Origin of the sequence: Lentzea indica (assembly GCF_012184385.1) — a bacterium.
Lineage (GTDB): Bacteria > Actinomycetota > Actinomycetes > Mycobacteriales > Pseudonocardiaceae > Lentzea > Lentzea indica.
Genome location: NZ_VSRL01000455.1, coordinates 1 through 3,447, shown reverse-complemented (window position 1 = coordinate 3,447; position 3,447 = coordinate 1). Strand labels below are relative to the sequence as shown.

The following is a 3,447-nucleotide window of genomic DNA, read 5'->3' as shown; positions in this document are numbered from 1 at the left end:
GATGCGCAGTTGACGGCGATGGTTGACGGGTTGATTCCGACGTTGACGCGCGTCAAGTCTGATGTTGAATCAATGTTGACTGCGCTCAGTCAAGTACACGTTGACGGATTCAATGTTGACTGGGCGCAGCTGTATACCGGTGGACGACGTGTCGACGTGCCCACCTACGCGTTCGACCACCAGTCGTTCTGGCCGGAGACCACCGCGAAGTCCGACGTCCGGTCGGCCGGGCTGGGCGCGGTGGAGCACCCGTTGCTCGGCGCGGCCGTTGAGCTCGCCGGTGGAGCGGGCTACCTGTTCACCGCGCGGCTCTCGCGGAGGTCGTGGCTCGCCGATCACAGGGTGCACGGCGCGGTGCTCGTGCCGGGCGCGGCGCTCGTCGAGCTCGCGCTGCGGGCCGCGGACGAGGTGGGCCTCGATCGCCTCGACGAGCTCACGCTCGCCGCGCCGCTTGTGCTGCCGGAAAGCGGTGGCGTCCAGGTTCAGGTGATCGTCGGTGTCGAGGAGAACGGTCACCGGTCGATCACCATCTACTCCCGGTCCGAGACCGCGGTCGACGAGCCGTGGACGGAGCACGCCACGGGTGTGCTGGGGTCTGGCACCGTCGTCGCCGAAGTCGGCGAGTGGCCGCCGCAAGCGGAGGCGATCGACGTCACCGATGCCTACGAGCGGTTCGCGGAGAACGGGTTCGAGTACGGGCCGGCGTTCCAGGGACTGCGGGCGGCGTGGCGGAGCGGCGACACCGTGTTCGCCGAGGTCGCGTTGCCCGAAGGTGTGGCGGCCACCGGCTTCGGGCTGCACCCGGCGCTTCTCGACTCGGCGCTGCACGCCGCGTTGCTGGTCGACGACGGCGCCGGGCTGCCGTTCTCGTGGGAAGGCGTGTTGCTGCACGCCACCGGCGCGACGGCGTTGCGCGTGAAGCTGACCCGCGACGGCAACAGCTTCGCCATCGCACTCGCGGACACCACGGGAGCCCCGGTCGCCTCGGTGGATGCGCTGGTGGTGCGCGCGGTGTCGGCCGAGCAGCTCAGCTCTGTGGACCGCGACTCGTTGTTCCAGCTCGACTGGGTCGACGTCGACGTGCCCGCCGGGCCCGCCACCAACGTCGTGGTGGAGCACGTCGTCGCGGAGGGCGAGGTCGTCGAGGCCACGCACACGCTCGTGGCGCAGGCGTTGGCGCGGCTGCAGGAGTGGATCGCCGGCGAGCGGCCCGAGAAGCTGGTGTTCGTCACCGGCAAGGGATGCCTGGCCGGCGCGGCGGTGCGCGGTCTGGTGCGGTCGGCGCAGACCGAGCATCCAGGCCGGTTCGCGATCATCGACACCGACTCCGGCGATCTCGTGCCGCGGGCGTTTGGGCATCGACGAGCCCGAACTGATCATCCGGGACGGCGTGGTGAAGGCCGCGCGGCTCGCACGGGCGACCACCGCCCAGCGTGAGGTCACGTGGCAGGGACCGGTGCTGATCACCGGCGGTACCGGTGGCCTGGGTGGCGTCATCGCGAAACACCTTGTCGCACAGGGGGTTGAGGAGCTGGTGCTGGTCAGCCGGCGCGGCGAGACGCCCGAGTGGGTAGCCGAGCTGGATGCCCGTGTCACCGTCGCGAAATGCGACGTGTCGGACCGCAAGGCTGTGCGGAAGTTGCTGAAGAAGTACCCGATCCGGTCGATCGTGCACGCCGCCGGTGTGCTGGATGACGGCGTGATCGAGTCGCTGACGCCTGAGCGCTTGTCGAACGTGTTGCGCCCCAAGGTCGACGCCGCGTGGAACCTGCACGAGCTGGCGGGTGACATCGACCGGTTCGTGCTCTTCTCGTCCGTCGCCGGCACGCTCGGCAGCGCGGGGCAGGGCAACTACGCGGCGGGCAACGCGTTCCTCGACGCGCTCGCCGAACACCGGCCGAACACCGTCTCCCTCGCCTGGGGTGCCTGGGAAGGCGGCATGGCCGGACACCTGTCCGAAGTGGACGCCGAACGCATGCGCCGCTCCGGCATGCCGCCGATCTCGGTGGAGCAGGGCGTCGAGCTGTTCGACACGGCCATCGCGCACGGCGGTGCCGCACTGGCGCCGTTCCGGCTCGATCTCGCGGTGCTACGGGCGAAGGGTGAGGTAGCGCCGGTGCTGCGGGGCCTGGTCCGGACGCGCACGAAGCGTTCCGTCGCGGGTTCGGACACCGCTGTCACCCTCGTCTCCCGTCTCTCGGCCATGTCCGAGGCTGATCGGCTGGAGGCGTTGCTCGACGTCGTCCGCATCGAGGTTGCCGGCGTTCTCGGCCACGGTGGCGCAAACGCGGTCGACCCGGCACAGCAGTTCCGCGACCTCGGCCTCGACTCGCTGACCGCGGTCGAGCTGCGCAACCGCCTCACCGCCTCGACCGGCATCCGCCTGCCCGCGACGCTGATCTTCGACTACCCGACGTCCGGCGCGCTGGCCGCCTACCTGCGCGACGAGCTGCTAGGAAGCGTTGCAGTCACGCTGGATCAGCCCGTGCCGCTGTCCATTTCGGACGACCCGATCGTGATCGTCGGCATGGCCTGCCGCTATCCCGGCGGTGTCACCACGCCGGAAGAGCTGTGGCAGCTCGTGATGGACGAGGCCGACGCCGTCACCGGGTTCCCTGCCGACCGCGGCTGGGACCTCGAGGGCCTGTACCACCCGGATCCCGACCACATCGGCACCTCCTACACGCGGTCCGGTGGCTTCCTGCACGACGCGGCCGAGTTCGATCCGTCGTTCTTCGGCATGTCACCGCGGGAGGCGCTGGCGACCGACACCCAGCAGCGCCTGCTGCTCGAAACCTCCTGGGAGGCCCTGGAACGCGCGGGCATCGACCCGACGTCGTTGCGGGGCAGCGCGACCGGTGTGTTCACCGGCCTGATGTACAACGACTACCAGTCCGTCGTCGGTGGCGGCGACATGGAAGGGCACCAGGGCCAGGGCAGCGCGGGCAGTGTCGCGTCGGGCCGCGTGTCCTACGTGTTCGGGTTCGAGGGGCCCGCCGTCACGGTCGACACGGCCTGTTCGTCGTCGCTGGTCGCGATGCACTGGGCGATCCAGTCGCTGCGGTCGGGGGAGTGCTCGCTGGCGCTGGCCGGTGGTGTGACGGTGATGTCCACGCCGTCGACGTTCATCGAGTTCTCGCGGCAGCGCGGGGTTTCCGAGGACGGCCGGTCGAAGGCGTTCTCGGACTCCGCTGACGGCGTCGGCTGGGCCGAGGGCATCGGCCAGGTCGTGCTGGAGCGCCAGTCCGACGCCCTGCGCAACGGCCACCGGATTCTCGCGGTCATCCGCGGTTCCGCGGTCAACCAGGACGGCGCCTCCAACGGCCTCACCGCGCCGAACGGCCCGTCGCAGCAGCGCGTGATCCGCGCGGCCCTCGCCTCCGCGGGTCTCTCCGTCACCGACGTCGACGCTGTCGAGGCGCACGGCACCGGAACCGCCGCTGGGCG

2 protein-coding genes are annotated in these 3,447 nt (G+C 70.3%); both read left to right on the top strand.

The features are described from left to right. Positions 1 to 156: 156 nt before the first annotated feature. Positions 157 to 1,437, top strand: coding sequence for a polyketide synthase dehydratase domain-containing protein (locus tag FXN61_RS51270; RefSeq protein WP_223165905.1), 1,281 nt, complete (start codon positions 157 to 159; stop codon positions 1,435 to 1,437). Then, positions 1,352 to 3,447: type I polyketide synthase (locus tag FXN61_RS51265; RefSeq protein ID WP_223165904.1), on the top strand; the 2,096-nt coding region annotated here is incomplete at its 3' end. The genes FXN61_RS51270 and FXN61_RS51265, both read left to right, overlap by 86 nt.